Source organism: Streptomyces sp. NPDC005931 (genome assembly GCF_042871235.1).
Taxonomy (GTDB): domain Bacteria; phylum Actinomycetota; class Actinomycetes; order Streptomycetales; family Streptomycetaceae; genus Streptomyces.
Window position 1 is genome coordinate 600,025 of record NZ_JBIAIG010000001.1, and the last position, 14,825, is coordinate 614,849.

12 protein-coding genes are annotated in these 14,825 nt (G+C 75.5%); 11 read left to right on the forward strand and 1 reads right to left on the reverse strand.

All coding sequences use genetic code 11. The annotated features are described in order from the left end of the window. The first annotated feature begins 26 nt into the window (after positions 1 to 26). The 9 genes from ACFYOV_RS02720 to ACFYOV_RS02760 are packed head-to-tail and all read left to right on the forward strand — an operon-like array spanning position 27 to position 10,893. Positions 27 to 1,178 carry a glycosyltransferase family 4 protein gene (locus ACFYOV_RS02720; RefSeq protein ID WP_389081904.1) on the forward strand — a complete coding sequence of 384 codons (1,152 nt, stop codon included), beginning with the start codon at positions 27 to 29 and terminating at the stop codon, positions 1,176 to 1,178. Beyond that, the gene (locus ACFYOV_RS02725) at positions 1,175 to 1,915 is read left to right on the forward strand and encodes a class I SAM-dependent methyltransferase (protein ID WP_389081907.1); all 741 of its coding nucleotides are present in this window, start codon (positions 1,175 to 1,177) and stop codon (positions 1,913 to 1,915) included. Before ACFYOV_RS02720 ends, ACFYOV_RS02725 begins: the two co-directional genes overlap by 4 nt. Then, entirely contained in the window at positions 1,912 to 6,237 is a 4,326-nt protein-coding gene (locus tag ACFYOV_RS02730; protein ID WP_389081909.1) for an alpha-(1->3)-arabinofuranosyltransferase family protein, read from the forward strand. The genes ACFYOV_RS02725 and ACFYOV_RS02730 overlap by 4 nt, the downstream gene beginning before the upstream one ends. Next, positions 6,234 to 7,505 carry a condensation protein gene (locus ACFYOV_RS02735; protein WP_389081912.1) on the forward strand — a complete coding sequence of 424 codons (1,272 nt, stop codon included), beginning with the start codon at positions 6,234 to 6,236 and terminating at the stop codon, positions 7,503 to 7,505. Before ACFYOV_RS02730 ends, ACFYOV_RS02735 begins: the two co-directional genes overlap by 4 nt. Next, positions 7,502 to 8,239 carry a class I SAM-dependent methyltransferase gene (locus ACFYOV_RS02740; RefSeq protein ID WP_389081914.1) on the forward strand — a complete coding sequence of 246 codons (738 nt, stop codon included), beginning with the start codon at positions 7,502 to 7,504 and terminating at the stop codon, positions 8,237 to 8,239. Before ACFYOV_RS02735 ends, ACFYOV_RS02740 begins: the two co-directional genes overlap by 4 nt. A gap of 21 nt (positions 8,240 to 8,260) precedes the next feature. After that, the gene (locus tag ACFYOV_RS02745; RefSeq protein WP_389082440.1) at positions 8,261 to 9,175 is read left to right on the forward strand and encodes a hypothetical protein; all 915 of its coding nucleotides are present in this window, start codon (positions 8,261 to 8,263) and stop codon (positions 9,173 to 9,175) included. Further along, complete coding sequence (locus ACFYOV_RS02750) at positions 9,172 to 9,444, forward strand: Trm112 family protein (protein ID WP_389081916.1); 273 nt, start codon at positions 9,172 to 9,174, stop codon at positions 9,442 to 9,444. Before ACFYOV_RS02745 ends, ACFYOV_RS02750 begins: the two co-directional genes overlap by 4 nt. Then, the gene (locus ACFYOV_RS02755; RefSeq protein WP_389081919.1) at positions 9,441 to 10,319 is read left to right on the forward strand and encodes an FkbM family methyltransferase; all 879 of its coding nucleotides are present in this window, start codon (positions 9,441 to 9,443) and stop codon (positions 10,317 to 10,319) included. The genes ACFYOV_RS02750 and ACFYOV_RS02755 overlap by 4 nt, the downstream gene beginning before the upstream one ends. Next, positions 10,249 to 10,893, forward strand: a complete 645-nt coding sequence (locus tag ACFYOV_RS02760; protein ID WP_389081921.1) for a hypothetical protein — start codon at positions 10,249 to 10,251, stop codon at positions 10,891 to 10,893. Before ACFYOV_RS02755 ends, ACFYOV_RS02760 begins: the two co-directional genes overlap by 71 nt. Here the strand turns inward: ACFYOV_RS02760 and ACFYOV_RS02765 are convergent. Beyond that, a complete protein-coding gene (locus ACFYOV_RS02765; RefSeq protein WP_389081924.1) occupies positions 10,841 to 11,743 on the reverse strand; it encodes a RimK family alpha-L-glutamate ligase in 903 nt (300 codons plus the stop codon). The genes ACFYOV_RS02760 and ACFYOV_RS02765 overlap by 53 nt on opposite strands. A gap of 189 nt (positions 11,744 to 11,932) precedes the next feature. Between ACFYOV_RS02765 and ACFYOV_RS02770 the strand changes: the two genes are divergently transcribed. Both ACFYOV_RS02770 and ACFYOV_RS02775 read left to right on the forward strand, forming a co-directional pair. Continuing rightward, complete coding sequence (locus ACFYOV_RS02770; RefSeq protein ID WP_389081926.1) at positions 11,933 to 13,399, forward strand: acyl-CoA synthetase; 1,467 nt, start codon at positions 11,933 to 11,935, stop codon at positions 13,397 to 13,399. Continuing rightward, positions 13,392 to 14,774 carry a carboxyl transferase domain-containing protein gene (locus ACFYOV_RS02775; protein WP_389081929.1) on the forward strand — a complete coding sequence of 461 codons (1,383 nt, stop codon included), beginning with the start codon at positions 13,392 to 13,394 and terminating at the stop codon, positions 14,772 to 14,774. Before ACFYOV_RS02770 ends, ACFYOV_RS02775 begins: the two co-directional genes overlap by 8 nt. The last annotated feature ends 51 nt before the right edge of the window (positions 14,775 to 14,825 follow it).

The following is a 14,825-nucleotide window of genomic DNA, read 5'->3' on the forward strand; positions in this document are numbered from 1 at the left end:
GCACCCCGAGACGAGTTGGAGCACCGATGCCCCAGCACGTACCGTCCTCGCTGCAGTCCGCGCGCCCCAGCGCGGCGCAGCACCCTCCGGCGCTGCCCCCACATCCGCGCCGGATCGTCTTCCTCGCCCACCGCGACCTCGACAACCCCTCCGCCGGCGGCTCCGAGCTGCTGGTCGACCGCCTGGCGGCCGGCCTGACCCAGCTCGGCCACCAGGTCACCCTGCTGTGCGGAGGGCCCGCGGCCTTCCGGGACTACCGGGTGGTGTCGGCGGGCGGCACCTACGGCCACTACCTGCGCGCCCGTTCCGCCTTCGCCCGCCAGGTCGGCGACTGCGACCTGCTGGTCGAGGTGTGCAACGGCGTGCCCTACCTGGCACCGCTGTGGCATCACGGGCCCACCCTGTGCCTGGTCAACCACGTGCACACCGATCTGTGGCGGATGCGCTTCGGCGGTCCGCTGGCTCCGGCCGCGCGGATCGGGCGAAGACTCGAGCACTGGGCGCTGACCGGACCGCAGCAGCGCGGCCTGCTGGTGGCCGTCTCCCCGTCGACCGCGCAGGCGCTGCGCGGGATCGGGGTGGAGCGCGAGCGGATCCGGGTCGTCCACAACGGTGTCGAGGAGCCCGGTCCGCGCGCCGACCGCTCCCCGGACCCGCTGTTCGTGGCCGTGGGCCGGCTCGTCGAGTACAAACGGATCGATCTGCTGCTGCGGCTGTGGGAGCGGGTGCGGCCGGTCACCGGCGGCCGACTGGTGATCGTCGGCGACGGTCCGGAGCGCGAGCGGCTGGAGCGGATGGCGGGACCCGGTGTGGAGTTCACCGGGCACGTCTCCGAGGCGGAGAAACACCGCCTGCTGTGCGCGGCCTGGCTGCTGCTGCACCCCTCCGCGGTGGAGGGGTGGGGCCTGGTGGTCACCGAGGCCGCCGCGCGGGAGACCCCGGCCATCGCCTTCGACGTCCCCGGCCTGCGGGACTCGGTGGTGGACGGCGAGACCGGTGTACTGGCCCACGGTGAGTCCTCTTTCGCCGCGGCCTGGTGCACGCTCGCGCTGTCCGCGCACCGCAGGGAACTGATGGGCAAGGCGGCCCGGGACCGCGCGGCCCGCTACCGCTGGCACCGCACGGTGCGCCAGTTCCGCGCGGTGGCGGCCGAGGCGGTGCGGAGCCGGCAGCCATGACGCCGCGACCGCCGGGCGATCCTTCGATACGCCGCTCCCTGGCCCTCTTCCGCGCCTTCCTGCGGGAGCAGGAGGACCCGGACGCCTGCTACGCGCTGCTCGCCCGGGACGCCGCCGACCAGGTCGAGGCGTACGACGGGCCGGTGGCCGGACGGGTCGTGGTGGACGTGGGCGGCGGCAGCGGCCACTTCACCGAGGAGTTCCGTGCCCGCGGCGCCCACGCCTACCTGTTCGAGCCGGACGCGCGGGAACTGGCCGAGAAGCCACCCGAGGGCACGGTGATCGCCGACGGCTACCTGCTGCCGCTGACCGACGGGGCCGCGGACGTCACGTTCTCCTCCAACGTGCTGGAGCACGTGGCCGATCCCCAGACCTTCCTCAGCGAGCTGGTGCGGGTGACCCGGCCCGGCGGGCTGATCTACGTGTCGTTCACCAACTGGCTCTCCCCCTGGGGCGGTCACGAGTGGGCGCCCTGGCACTACCTCGGCGCCGAGCGGGCCCGCGCCCGCTACCGGCGCCGCACCGGCAGGCCCGCCAAGCACACCCTCGGCGAGAACCTGTTCCCCGTGCACATCGGCAGCACCCTGCGGCAGGTGCGCGCCCGCGACGACGTGCGGATCGTCTCGGCGCGCTCCCGCTACTGGCCGTTCCTCACGGAGACCGTGGTCAAGGTGCCCGGTCTGCGTGAGTTCGCCACCTGGAATCTCCTCCTCATCCTCCGGCGGTGTCCCGTATGACAACCACGGTCCAGGCGCCTCCTCCGGCAGCCGTCCCCCTCACCGCGACCGCCGCGGGCCCTCCCGAGGGTCCGCGGTCGCGGCGCTGGCTGCTGGGCTTCTGGGCGGTGGCGTTCGTACTGTTCCTGGCGGTGCGGCCGGGTCGGCAGACCTTCGACACGAAGCTCGGCGTCACCGTCGACCCCGGCCGGTTCCTCGCCGACCTGGGCCAGTTGTGGCACGACCGCGGCTCCTTCGGCGGGATCCACGACCAGTACGCCGGCTACCTGTGGCCGATGCTGCCGTTCCACTGGCTGTGCGATCTCGTGCACGTCCCGGTGTGGCTGGCGGAGCGGCTGTGGATGTCGCTGATCGTGTCGGTCGCCTTCTGGGGCGCGCTGCGCCTCGCGGAACGGCTGGGCGTGGGCAGCGGTGCCTCCCGGCTGCTCGCGGCGGCGGCGTACGCGCTGTGGCCGGTGTTCACCACCGTCGTCGGTTCCACCTCGGCCGCCGCGCTGCCGGGCGCGTTCCTGCCGTGGGTGCTGCTGCCGCTGGCCGACGAGCGGTACACGGCCCGGGTCGCCGCGCTGCGCTCGGCCCTTCTCGTGCCGTTCATGGGCGGGGTCAACGCGGCCTCCACGCTGGCGTCGCTGCTGCCGGTGGGCCTGTACCTGCTCTCCCGCCCGCCCGGTCCGCGGCAGCGCAAGCTGATCGCCTGGTGGGCGCCGGCCGTGCTGGTGGCGACCGCCTGGTGGTGGATCCCGCTGCTGCTGCTCGGCGTCCACGGGGAGAACTTCCTGCCCTACATCGAGACGTCGCGGACCACCACCGACACGATGGCGGCGACCGAGGCCCTGCGCGGCGCCGGCAACTGGGTGGCGTACCTGCACTTCGGTGAGGCGTGGCTGCCCGCCGGCTGGGCGGTGGCCTCCTCCGTGGTGGTGATCGTCTGCTCGGCGCTCGCGGCGGGGCTGGGCCTCGCCGGCCTGGCGCGGCGGGACATGCCGGAGCGGCGCTGGCTGGTGCTGACGGTGCTGGTGACGGCGCTCGTACTGCTGGCCGGGTACGGCGGCGCGTTCGGTGCCCCGTTCCACGGGGTGGTGCAGGACTGGCTGGACGGCTGGCTGTCGCCGTTCCGCAACATCTACAAGTTCCAGACGGGGCTGGCGCTGGCGCTGGTGCTGGGCCTCGCCCATCTGGTGGGCCGGGCGGCACTGGCGCGCGGTGGCCGCCGGGCGGACGGGGGCCGCCGGGCGCGCGGGCGCGCTCTCGCCCCGCTGGCCGCCGCGGTGCTCGTCCTGCCCGGTCTGCTGTGGCCGTACCTCAACGGCTCGATCCTGAGTCCCGGTTCGTTCCGCGAGATCCCGACGTACTGGCAGGCCACGGCCGACTGGCTGGAGAAGTACTCCCCCGACTCCCGCGCCCTGGTCGTACCGGCCACCGCCCACGGCATCCACACCTGGGGCTCGACCATCGACCAGCCGCTGGACGTGCTCGCCGAATCCCGCTGGGCGCAGCGCGACTACGTGCCCTTCGGCACCCCCGGCAACCGGCGCGCCATGGACGCGGTGGAGCAGGCCCTGCTGACCGGGTCCGAAGTACCGGGACTGGCCGACTACCTGAGCCGGGCGGGCGTCCACTACGTCGTCGTCCGCAACGACCTCGACCCCGACCAGATCGGCCAGGTACCGACCACCCGGGTCAAGCGCACCCTGGAGCAGTCCGGGTACGAGCGGGTCACCGGGCTCGGTCCGGTGACGACCGGCGGCCGGATCGCACAGGGTACCCCGCTCCAGGTCGAGGGCCTGTATCCGCGGCAGCGGGCGGTGGAGATCTACCGTCCGGCCGGTGCGGACGTGCCGCGGCCGGGGCAGGCCGGGCTGGCGCCGATCGCCGACACCGCCGTGGTCTCCGGCGGGCCGGAGGCGCTGCTGCCGCTGGCGAGCGAGCTGCGTGGCAGGCCGGCCGTGCTGACCGGCGACCGTCACCCCGGGCTGGGCACCCCGGCGGTCCAGGTGACCGGCGACGGGATGCGGCGCGCGGACACGCGGTTCGGCCTGGTCAACGCCAACACGTCGTACACGTACACGCGGGACGAGCGCAATGCTCCGGACGCGTCGCAGGATCCGGGCGAGCAGCCGCACCAGATCCTCCCGGTGGAGGGCACGGGGCACCAGACGGTGGCCGAGCTGCGCGGCGCCCGCTCGGTGACCGCCTCCTCCTACGGCAACTGGCTCTTCCACCTGCCGCAGTTCGACCCCGTCAACGCCTTCGACGGCAACCCGGACACCGCATGGGCAGAGGGCTCGGCCACCTCCCCGGAGGGGCAGTGGCTGCGCATCGGCTTCTCCGGCACCTACGACATGCCGGACTCCATCGGCATCACCCCGCTGCCGCAGGAGGGCGTGCGGGCGGCGGCCACACGGGTGCGGGTGGAGACGGAGAACGGCTCCGCCACCAGCTACCTCCAGGCCAACGGGACCAAGCAGCGCATCAAGGCCCCCGCGGGCTCGACGGGCTGGATGAAGCTGACCGTCGTGGACGCCACGGCCGAGCGCTCCGGCCTGACCGGGGCGGGCTTCTCCGAGATCGACCTGCCCGACGTCCAGGTCACACGGCTGCTGCGGCTGCCCACCGACGCCGCGAAGTCGACGGCCGCCGCGCAGGTCGTCTCGCTGCACCGGGCCGCCGACCCGACCGGGCTGTCCCCCACGGGCACCGAGGCCGGGCTGCACCGCCGGTTCACCACCGGCACGGCGGGGACGTACGAGGTCACGGCGAGCGCGGTGCCGGTACCGGGCGCGGAACTGGACCGGCTGCTGTACGAGGTGGCACCCGGGCAGCAGAACCGGATCGTCGCGACCGCCGACTCCACCGCCCGTCTCGGCGCCGGCCTGTCCGCGCGCAATCTCACCGACGGCGACCTGACCACGGCGTGGATCGCGGGCGCCCGGCCGACAATCCGGCTGAGCTGGAACGGCAAGCAGCCGGTCGGCGAAGTGGTGCTGGCCCCCGCGGGCGGGCTGTCCGCCCGGGCCGCCGAGGTGCACATCGCCTCCCCGGACGGCGCGACGGTCGCGGGCGTCGACGAGAACGGCATCGTCCGCTTCCCGCCGATCACCACCGACCGGCTCGACATCACCATCACCGGAACCGCCCCGCTCACCCTGCACAACCCGGTCGTCGACGCGGACCTCCAGCTGCCGGTGGGTCTGACCGAGGCGTACGTCCCGGCCCTCGACCAGTACCGCACCCCGCAGCCGTCCGGCGCCCGGGAGTTCTCGCTGCCGTGCGGCAAGGGGCCGGTGGTCGCCGTGGACGGTGAGCTGTACGGGACGGGTGTCAGGGGGACGGTGCGGGACCTCAGGGAGCGGCGGCCGGTGGAGGTGACCCTCTGTCAGGAGGGCCGCGCCGCCCGGCAGCTGGAGCTGTCCGCGGGGACGCACCGGATCGAGGGCGGGGACGCGGGCCCACTGGCGCTGACCGGCGTCACCCTGACCCGCGGAAGCGTCCCGGAGGCCGCCACGACCGGGCGTGAGCTGCGGATCCGGGACTGGCTGGGCGACCGGCGCGAGGTCACCGTCGGCTCCGGCGCGGCCTCCTACCTCACCACGTACGAGAACCACAACGAGGGCTGGAAGGCCACCCTCGACGGCAAGGAGCTGACCGCGCTGCGGCTGGACGGCTGGCAGCAGGGCTGGCTCGTCCCGGCGGGCGCGGGAGGCACGGTGACGCTCTCGTACGAGCCGGCCACGACGTACGACGCCGGGCTGATCGGCAGCGCGGCCGGGATCGTGGTGCTGATCGGGCTGGCGCTGTGGCGCCGGAACGCCGCCAACCCCGACGCGCCGCAGCCCGCCCCGCCGGCGCCCGGTGTGTGGCTCGGCGCGGTGGCGCTGACGCTGGTCGCCGTGGTGATCGCGGGCTGGTGGGCGCTGCTGGTCCCGGCGCTGGCGCTGCTGGCGTCGCGCAGGGCCGCGCTGCTGGCGCCGGTGGCGTTCGCCGCCCTCGCGGGCGCGGGCGTGATGGCGGCGACCGGGGCCGGGGAGCCGGTCGGCGCGGGCGAGGGAGCCTTCGGGCGCCTGGCCCAACTGCTGGCGCTCATTGGACTGTTCGCGGCACTGGTGAGCCTGGGCGAACCGCGCGGCGGGCGGCGCCGCGGGACGGACCGGGACGGGGACGACGGCCGGCAGCCGGGGTCCACGGCGGTGCTGCCCCCGGTGCCGGCGAGCGGCCCGGTGCCGCCCCCCGCCACCGCGCCCGCACCACCGCCGGGCACTCAGGCACCGCCCCGGCACCTGCCCGGCACGCCGGGCGGCACGGGACGGGGGGACACCGTATGACGGCACCCGCGCGCATTCCCTTCCCGGTGGTGGACGAGGTGGCGCGGCACTGCCTCCAGAGGGAGGAGCCGGAGACGGTCCACATCGAGGTGCACCTGCCCGGAGCCCTGGAACCGGCGCGTCTGCGCAAGGCGTTCACGGAGGCGCTGCGCCGGCACCCGCGCATCCTGGTGCGGGAGGCCCCAGGCCCCTGGTACCGGCGCCGCTACGAGTGGCAGCCGACCGACGGGCCGGACGTGGAGGTGGTGTCCTTCCCGCCCCCGCGCCCCGGAGCCCTGCGCGACGCCCGCACCCGGGCGCTGGCCCAGGCGCCCCCGCTCACGGCGTCCCCGCCGGTCCGCATGGAGGTGGTGACCGGCGAGGACGCGCCGGACGGGGGGACCGTGCTGGTCCTCACCCTCAACCACACGGCCCTGGACGGCCCCGCCTGTCTCCGCGTCCTGGCCACCGCCGCCGAGCTGTACGGCGGGCGGGACAACGCGCCCGCCGCGCCTCCCGCACGGCCCGCCGAGGCACCGCGGGAGGCGCCGGACATGCCCTCCCACTGGACGCCCCCGGCGCGGGTGGCGGCCGGTGCGCCCGACGCGTCCCCCGGCAACGGCATGCTGGTCACCGAGCTGCCGCTGCCGCACCGGCCCAAGGGCGCGCCCTACACCGTGAACGACCAGCTCATGGTCGCCACGGCCCTCACGATCGCCCACTGGAACCAGGAGCACGGGGCCGCTCCCCGGCCGCTGCGCATCACCATGCCGGTCGACGACCGGCCCCGCGACACAACGATGCCCATCGGCAACGGCACCCGTCTGGTCGAGGTGCCCTTCGCTCGGGAGGAGCTGGATCCGGCGGCGATGCCCGAGTTGCTGCGCCGCACCGCGCTGCGCACCCGCGCGCTGAAGTCGCTGCCCCGCCCCCAGCTCGGCCACGGCGCCGCCCTGCTGACCTCGCCCTGGGCCCCGGTCGTCTGCCGTGCCGCGCTCACCCGGGCCCTGCGCAGGGCGGCGGCTCCCTGGACGTCGACCACGCTGCTGAGCAACATCGGCCGGATCCCGTACCCGCTGGACTTCGGCGAGGACGCGGGGCGGGCGCACGCCGTGTGGTTCTCGGCGCCGGCCCGGATGCCCCGGGGACTGACCGTCACCGCCGCCTCCACGCGGGGCCGGCTGCATCTGGCCCTGCGCTGGTCCCGCGCGCTGCTCGGCCACGGTGACGGCGCCCGGCTGCGCGACCTGTTCGAGCACCATCTGCACACCACGGAGGCGACCGAGTGACGAGCACCGCGTCCCCGCCCCGCGATCTGCGCGACTTCTACGAGAACCCGGCCGTCCCCGTGGCCTCCGGTGCCCCGCGCAGCCGCCGCCAGGCACGGATGCTGGCGCGGGCGCTCGGCCCGGCCGGCGACGCGGGGCCGCGCACGATCCTCGACATCGGCTGCGGGGACGGCACCGCGGCCGCCACCGCCGCACCCCTCCTGCGCGGCCACCGCATCGTCGGCGTCGACTGGTCCCAGGACGCGCTGGCCCGGGCCCGCACCCGGATCCCGTACGCCGTGCGCGGCGAACTCACCGACGGTGGGCTGCCGTTCGCCTCCGGCGCGGCCGACGCGGTGTTGTTCAGCGAGGTGATCGAGCACCTCGTCGACCCGGACGCTGCGCTGGACGAGATCCGCCGGGTGCTGCGGCCCGGCGGGCACCTGATGCTGTCCACGCCGAACCTGGCCGCCTGGTACAACCGGGTGCTGCTGGCGGCCGGGGTGCAGCCGGTGTTCTCGGAGGTCAGCCTGCGCGGCATCCACGGCCGGCCCGGCGCGGAGGTGGTGGGACACCTGCGGCTGTACACGGCCCGGGCGCTGCGCGCGTTCGTCGCCGCGTCCGGTTTCACCGTGGTGCGTCTGGAGGGCGCTCCCTTCCACGGCGTGCCGCGTCCGCTGCGCCCGCTGGACCGGCTGGCCTGCGCCAGACCCCCGCTCGCGTCGATCCTGCTGCTGCACGCGCGAAGGACGTAAGGGGGGCACATGTGGGTGGGAGTGGCCGCGGCCCTGCTGGCGAACGTCCTGTACAGCGGCGGGTTCGTCCTGGAGAAGCGGGCGCTCGGCGCCCTGCCCGCGGTGACGATCCGCCGGCCGGCCAGACTGCTGCGGCTGGTGCTCGGCAGCCCCCTGTGGATCGCCGGCTCACTGGCGCTCGCGGCCGGTTTCGCCGCCCAGCTCGCGGTGTACCGCACGCTGCCCATCGCCGCCGCGCAGGGCATCTTCGTCTCCGGTCTGGTGCTGCTCGTACTGCTCTCGGCCCGGCTGCTCGGCGAGGAGACCAGCGGCCGGGAGCGGTACGCGCTCGGCGCGATCCTGCTCGCGCTGCTGATGGTGGTGCTGTCGCTGCGCGAGGGCGGCGCGGGCGCCGACACCGTGGGCCATGAGGCGCCGTATCCGCTGATCCTGCTGGTGTGCGTGCCGTCACTGGCGGCCGGGGTGTGGCTGTACGGCTCCGCCGAGCGCCGCGCCCGCCGCCGGCACCGGCTGCCGACCGCCGGAGTGGAGTACGGCGTGGCCGTCGGCCTGCTCTACGGCGTCAGTTCGCTGGCCATCAAGGGGGTGTCGAGCCAGCTGACCACCGGCGGCGTCGGCGGCGTGGCCCTGGACCTGCTGCGCTCGCCGTACCCCTATCTGCTGCTGTTCACCGGCGCGTTCGGTCTGGTGATGTCGCAGGCAGCGCTCCAGCGCTGCCGGGCGTCGCTGATCGTGCCGGTGTGCACCACCGTCACCTGTCTGTTCACGGCGGTGCTCGGCACCCTGTCGTTCGGCGAGGAACTGCCCGACGAACCGCTGCGGCTGGCCCTGCGGGTCGCGGGCACGGTGCTCGCGGTCGCGGTGCTGCTGGCCATGCCGAAACACGACACCGCCCCGCGAAGCCCCACCCCCGCCAAGGAGTTGACCCCACCGTGAAAGCCGACGACCCGCTGCTGAGGATCCTGGCCTGCCCCCTCGACAAGGGCCCGCTGCACCTGCTCGCGTCCGACCCCGGCACCGGCCGCGATGAGGCGCTCTACAACCCGCGCCTGCGCCGCCGCTACCCCGTCGTGGACGGCATCCCGCAACTGCTGCCGTCCTCCGGGGAGCAGGTCCTGGAGGACGAGCACGAGGAGCTGCTGGCGGTGATGTCACCGGAGCCCGACGGCCCGGCACGGTCCACGGCGCCCGGGGCGACTCCGTGACGCCTTCCGCGGGTCCCGCCTCCTCCACCCTCGGTGCCCGCGCGGCCTCCGTCCTGCCCACGCGCCTGGTCGCCGCTGCGGCCCGCGCGGTCTACCCCCGGTTCGAGCCCGAGCTGGCCCGGCTGGCCGAGCTGTGCCCGGCGGACTGCGGTACGGCCGTGGACGTCGGCGGCTGGTACGGCCCGTGGACGCGGCGGCTGGCCGGCCGGGCCCGCCGGGTGGTGACCGTCGAGCCGGTCCCCCACCTGGCCCGGCTGCTCACCGCCACCTCCCCGCCGAACGTGCGGGTGGTCCGCGCCGCGGCCTCGGACCGCCCCGGCATCGCCCGGCTGTGGCTGCCGCCGGGTGACGGCGGCGACCGGGGCGTGTCGTCCCTGGTCCGCCGGGACATCCACGGGCAGGCCCTGGACGTCACCTGCGTCACGCTGGACGAGCTGGGGTTGCGGGACGTCGGTTTCATCAAGATCGACGTGGACGGCAACGAGTCGGCGGTGCTGCGCGGGGCGACCGGGATCCTGGCCCGGGACCGGCCGGCGCTCTTCGTGGAGCTGGAGTCCCGGATCCAGCCGATCGCGCCGGTGGTGACCTACCTGGCGCTGCTCGGCTACGACGGCTGGGTGCTCCCCGCCGGCAGTTGGGTCCCGCTGTCCCGCTTCCCGCTGGAGGCCCACCAGGCCGGTGCCTCGTACGTGGTCGCGCACGGTCTGCTGCGCCGCGTGCTGCCGTTCCGGGGGCCGCGTTACGTCAACTCGGTGCTGTTCCTGCCGGACGGCCGGCGCCCGGGAGGGGCTCCGGTGGGCGACGATGGGTCCCGTGTCTCCCGAACCTCCCGCGCCGCCCGGGCGTCCAGGGCGTTACGGAAAGCGCCCCGCTAGCCCCTTCACCGTCCGCCACTTCCAGCTCGTCCTGCTGCGCCGCATGGCCGACCACAACCCCGGCCCGGTGGACGCCCGCCGCGTGCTGGGCGCCTCCCTGGCGGACCTGCGCGAGGCCAACAAGCGCTGGCAGGCGATGGTCCGCTCCCCGCGCCGCCGCCCGGCCCTCTCCCGGTACCGCTCGGTGCTGGGCGAGCCGGAGTCCCGGGCACCGCGCAGGATCGGGGACCTCGACTGCGAGGCGTGGCAGTGGCCGCTCCCGCTCTGGCCCGACCTGCGCTTCGAGGTCCTGACCGGGCCGGAGGGCGCGGTGTGGAACGAGTGGCTGGTGCGTGCCCCGGGCGCCGCCGGCCCCGTCCTGCGCACCGTGGAGGACCTGGCCCCCTGGTCCTGCACCGTCGACGAGGCCGCCCGCGCGTTCCCCCCGGCCCGCCCCCTGGAGGGCACGGCACCCACCCGCTGGGGCCTGGCCTTCCGAGCGCCGGACGCGCGGGGCGAACTTCAGGACGTGGTCGCGGAGTTCACCTGGGGGCTGCTTCAGCGGACGGCGGTCGGCCGACCCGGGCGGCCCTGAGGATCTCCGCGGCCACGCGCGGCACCGAGTCGGGGTGCAGCGCCAGGAAGAGGTTCGGCTCGACCAGCTCCAGTTCCATGAGCACCGGCTGTCCGTCGTCCCCGTCCACCAGGTCGACCCGCGCGTACAGCAGCTCGGGCGCCCCGGGCACCGCGGCCAGCGCCCGCTCGGCGAGGGACTGTTCGGCCGGGGAGGGGGTCCAGGGGGTCAGCCCGGGATGGGGGAACCGGTCCGCGTCGTAGGGGGTGCCGGGCTCCAGCACCGCACCTTTGCGGCTGGCGTGCAGCAGGCTCCCGCCGAAGAACTGCAGCGCCCGCTCCCCGGCGGTGTCGATGTTCTCGACGTAGGGCTGCACGATCGCGGTGAGCCCCTCCGCATGCATCCGCGCCACGTGGGCGACGGCGGTGTCGTGCTCGCCGGGCACGTAGCGGGCGGCGAGCCGGGCGCCGGCGCCCAAGGCGGGTTTGACGACGAACTCGTAGTCACCGGGCAGGCGGATGTCGCCGCCGGGCGCGATGTACCGGGTTCGCACCACGGGCACCCCGGCCTCCGCGAGATCACCCAGGTAGCGCTTGTCGGTGTTCCAGCGCACCACCTCCGCCGGGTTGGCCAGCCGTGTCAGCCTGCCGCACCGCTGCGCCCAGGCCGTGAACTCCTCGGCCCGCCGGCTGTAGTCCCAGGTCGACCGGATCACCGCGAGGTCGAACGCGGCCCAGTCGACGTCGTCGTCCCACGCCACGGCGGACGCCTCGGCCCCGGCCTCCTCCAGCGCCCGCACCAGTCCCGGCAGGTCACGGTCCTCGGCGACCTCGGGTCCGGGCCGGCAGGTCACGAGAGCGATACGGGGCACCTCGGGCTCCATCCATCCGTGTACGGGACCGTGCGGGACATGGATACGAACGGCTGATCGACCGGCAGGCTAACAATCCCCCGCCGGCCGGGACAGCGAATTTGGGATCGTGGTCGTGGCCGCGCTGGGTAGATACCCACCGGTAACGACAGCCGCCCGACCGGCGCCGACAGCCAAGGAGTACGCCGCGTGTCCTCACTCTTCCCGGCCCTCACCGCAGGACCGGCCGCCGACCGGCCCGCCCTCCGGTTCGGCGAGCGCTCACTGACGTACGCGGAACTCGCCGCGGCGGCCGGCACGGTGGCCGGGGCCGTCCGGCAGGCCCGCCGGGTCGCCGTCTGGGCCACGCCGGACCTCTCCACCACGGTCGCGGTCACCGGGGCCCTGCTCGCCGGGGTGCCCGTGGTGCCGCTGAACCCCAGGTCGGGCGAGCGGGAACTCGGGCACATCCTGGCCGACAGCGCCCCGGACCTGGTGCTGGCGGCTCCGGGCCAGGACCTGCCGGCCCCGGTGCGGGGCCTGCCCCGCCTCGACGTCGATCCGGCGGGCGGGGACGCGGGAGCACCGCCCGCAGGGGGTGACAGCCGCGACGACCGCGACGAGGACCCCGCCCTGATCGTCTACACCTCGGGCACCACCGGCCCGCCGAAGGGCGCCGTCATCCCCCGCCGGGCGATCGCCGCGACCCTGGACGCGCTGGCCGACGCCTGGCAATGGACCGACGACGACGTGCTGGTGCACGGCCTCCCCCTGTTCCACGTGCACGGCCTGGTGCTGGGCGTCCTCGGCCCGCTGCGCCGGGGCGGGTCCGTGCGCCACCTCGGCCGGTTCACCACCGAGGGCGTGGCACGGGAGCTGAACGCCGGCGCGACCATGCTGTTCGGCGTGCCGACGATGTACCACCGCATCGCCGAGGCGCTGCCGCGGGAGCCGGAGCTGGTGAAGGCGCTGGCCTCAGCGCGGCTGCTGGTGTCGGGCTCCGCCGCGCTGCCCGTGCACGACCACGAGCGGATCGCGGCGGCGACCGGGCGCCGGGTGATCGAGCGGTACGGCATGACGGAGACGCTGATGAACACCAGTGTCCACGCCGACGGGGAGGCCCGCCCCGGCACCGTGGGCGTGCCGCTGCCGGGCGTGGAGCTGCGGCTGGTGGAGGAGGACGGCTCGCGGGTGACGGCGTACGACGGGCAGAGCGTGGGCGAGATCCAGGTGCGCGGCCCGAACCTGTTCACCGGGTACCTCGGCCGGCCCGACGCCACGGCCGCCGCGTTCACCGCCGACGGCTGGTTCCGCACCGGCGACATGGCGGTGTGCGAGCCGGACGGGTACGTCCGCATCGTCGGCCGCAAGGCCACCGACCTGATCAAGAGCGGGGGGTACAAGATCGGCGCCGGGGAGATCGAGAACGCGCTGCTGGAGCATCCGGCGGTGCGCGAGGCCGCGGTGACCGGCGAGCCGGACGCCGACCTGGGCGAGCGGATCGTGGCGTGGATCGTGCCGGTGGACCCGCAGTCACCGCCCACGCTCGAGGAGCTGGCCGGTCATGTGGCCCGGCGGCTCGCCCCGCACAAGCGGCCCCGGGTCGTGCACCACCTCGACGCGCTGCCCCGCAACGACATGGGGAAGATCATGAAGCGGGCGCTGAGCCATGACTGACCGCCCGTCCGCCCGCCAGACCATCGCCCTGGTCACCGACGCCTTCACCGAACTGCCCTCCCCCACACCGCAGTCGGCGCCCGACGGACCGCTCGGCTGGCCCGGCTACGACGCCGCCCGGGCCCGTGCCGCCGCCCGCACCGGCGAGCGGGAGTCCGTGGTCTGCGGCACCGCCGAGGTCGAGGGCACCCGGGCCGTGCTGATCGCCTTCGAGTTCGGCTTCCTCGGCGGCTCCCTGGGCCGGCGCACCGGCGACCGGCTGGAGGCGGCGTACGCGTACGCGCGCGAGCACCACCTGCCGGTCGTGCCGCTGGTCGCCACCGGCGGCAGCCGTATGCAGGAGGGCATGCTCGCCCTGACCCAGCTCCAGCGGGTGGCCCGCGCGTCGGCGCTCACCCGGCAGGCGGGACTGCCGCAGATCGCGGTCCTGCGGGATCCGACGACCGGCGGGGGCTGGGCCACCCTCGGTGCGGGGGCCGACGTCGTGCTCGCGCTGCCCGGCGCGCAGGTCGGCTTCGCCGGCTCCCGGGTCCGGCCGGCCGACGCGGACCCGGCCGCCTACACGGCGGAGGCACAGGTGGCGGTGGGTGCGGCGGACGCGGTGGTGCGGCCCGGCGAACTGCGCGCCACCCTGGGGCGCTGGCTGCGGCTGCTGACGTCCCGCTCCACCGCGCCGGCCCCGCCGCCCGCGGCTCTCGGCACGCCCGCCCTGCCGGCCACCGGCTGGGACGCCGTCCGGCGGGCGCGGGCGCCCGAGCGGCCCCGCGCGGCGGCCTATCTGGACGCCTATTTCACCGAGCGCGTGGCGATCGGCGGCGACCGCTGCGGCGGGACAGATCCCGACGGCATGCTCTGCGGCTTCGGCGAGCACGGGGGCCGTACGGTCGCCTACGCCGCGCAGACGGGGGCGGCGACACGTCCCGCCGGGTTCCGCACCGCCGCCCGGCTGATCCGGCTCGCGGACCGGCTGGGCATCCCGGTGCTGACCCTGGTGGACACCCCGGGCGCGGCCAACGACGCGGAGGCGGAACGGCAGGGCGCGGGCGCGGCCATCGCCGACCTGTTCGGCGCGGTGGCCGCGGCCCGTACCCCGGTCACCACGCTGGTGATCGGCGAGGGCGGCTCCGGGGGCGCCCTGGCGCCCGCCGCCCCGGGCAACACCTGGGCCACGCCCGACAGTTACTTTTCGGTGATCGCCCCGGAGCTCGCCGCGGCCATCCTCAAGCGCCCGGCGCACGAGGTGGAGCGGACCGCGGACCAGCTCCGCATCCGCCCGCAGGACCTGGTGGAGCTGGGGGTGGTGCGGGGCGTCGTGGAGACGGCCGCCGGAACGGGCGGTGGAGGAGACCGGCCGGGCGGGGGCCCTCCGGTGTGAGGGGCCGCTACGAACGCCCGATGTCCAGGCGGCCCGCACCTTCGAGGCGGC

Excerpts from the sequence above, each read along its gene's own strand:
- ACFYOV_RS02720 (WP_389081904.1), top strand. The coding sequence starts at position 27 with ATGCCCCAGCACGTACCGTCCTCGCTGCAGTCCGCGCGCCCCAGCGCG.
- ACFYOV_RS02725 (WP_389081907.1), top strand. The coding sequence starts at position 1,175 with ATGACGCCGCGACCGCCGGGCGATCCTTCGATACGCCGCTCCCTGGCC.
- ACFYOV_RS02730 (WP_389081909.1), top strand. The coding sequence starts at position 1,912 with ATGACAACCACGGTCCAGGCGCCTCCTCCGGCAGCCGTCCCCCTCACC.
- ACFYOV_RS02735 (WP_389081912.1), top strand. The coding sequence starts at position 6,234 with ATGACGGCACCCGCGCGCATTCCCTTCCCGGTGGTGGACGAGGTGGCG.
- ACFYOV_RS02760 (WP_389081921.1), top strand. The coding sequence starts at position 10,249 with ATGGGTCCCGTGTCTCCCGAACCTCCCGCGCCGCCCGGGCGTCCAGGG.
- ACFYOV_RS02775 (WP_389081929.1), top strand. The coding sequence starts at position 13,392 with ATGACTGACCGCCCGTCCGCCCGCCAGACCATCGCCCTGGTCACCGAC.